The sequence below is a fragment of the Stenotrophomonas sp. YIM B06876 genome, assembly GCF_030711595.1.
In the GTDB taxonomy this organism is placed as follows: Bacteria; Pseudomonadota; Gammaproteobacteria; order Xanthomonadales; family Xanthomonadaceae; genus Stenotrophomonas.
The window spans coordinates 1-1214 of record NZ_JAUJUJ010000241.1 but is presented as its reverse complement, the minus strand read 5'-3'; the positions used below and the strand labels follow the sequence as shown (position 1 = coordinate 1214).

Below are 1214 nucleotides of genomic sequence, written 5' to 3'. Positions count from 1 at the left end.
AGGTCGGCCGCGCGGGTCAGGTCGTCGAGCGCGAGCTCGAAGAACAAGGCTTCGCCCGACTTGCCTGCATGCGTCTCGCGGCGGATCGCCTCGTCATAGGCCTCGGAGTGGCCGATCGCGTGCTCGAAGATCGTCGGGTTCGAGGTCAGCCCCGTGATCGCGAAGTCGCGGATATAGCGGGCCAGCGTGCCGCTGTCGAGCAGGGTGCGCGTGATGTTGTCGAGCCAGAGGCTTTGGCCGAGATCGTGCAGTGTCTGCGTTGCATTCATGATGGCTCCTGTGGCGGAATGGGGCGCTGAACCGGGTCAGTCCACGGGGCTGTGCCAGCCGCCCTGCGCGGCGATCAGCGCATCGGCTGCCTGCGGGCCCCAACTGCCTTGCGGGTACGGGAGGGCGCGCGAATGCGCGGTGAGCACGGGGTCCACCACGCTCCAGGCCGCCTCCACGGCGTCTTCACGCGCGAACAGCGCGGGGTCGCCGGCCATCGCATCGGCGAGCAGGCGTTCGTAGGGAGTCTGTTCGCCGGCTTCTTCCTCCACCAGCACGAGTTCATGCTGTTCGCCCACGAAGGCCTTGCCGGCTTGTTTGACGCGGGCGGCCAGCGCAATCATCGAATGCGGTGACAGGTGAAAGCGCAGGTAGTTGGCCTGCGTGCCCGTGGCGACCGCATCTTCGAACAAGCGCACCGGTGGGGGCTCCAGGCGCACCAGCACTTCACAGGCCGTCGTCGGCAGGCACTTGCCTGAACGCAGGTACCAGGGCACGCCCTCCCAGCGCCAGGAGTCGATGTGCAGCCGCAGCGCACANAAGCGCACCGGTGGGGGCTCCAGGCGCACCAGCACTTCACAGGCCGTCGTCGGCAGGCACTTGCCTGAACGCAGGTACCAGGGCACGCCCTCCCAGCGCCAGGAGTCGATGTGCAGCCGCAGCGCACAGTAGGTTTCTACGTTCGAGTGCTCATCCACCTGTGGCTCATCGCGGTAGCCTTCGTACTGCCCGCGCACCAGGTCGCTCGCCCGCAGCGGCCGCATGGCGTTGAAAATCTTGAGCTTTTCGGCGTCCACGGCGGCAAAGTGCCGGCTGCCGGGTGGCTCCATGGCGAGCAGCGCAACGATCTGGAGCAAATGGTTTTGCACTACATCGCGCAGGCAACCGGCGCTTTCATAGAAGGCGCCCCGGCCCTGCACGCCGAATTGTTCAGACAGCGTGATCTG

General features: G+C 66.5%; 1 protein-coding gene and 1 pseudogene. Both read right to left on the bottom strand.

The features are described 5' to 3' along the window. Positions 1 to 269 (bottom strand): transaldolase family protein (locus QZH66_RS16420; protein WP_305806945.1); only part of this gene is annotated, 269 nt, incomplete at its 3' end. A gap of 36 nt (positions 270 to 305) precedes the next feature. Then, positions 306 to 1214 (bottom strand): annotated as a pseudogene (locus QZH66_RS16415) (hypothetical protein); the annotation flags it as partial.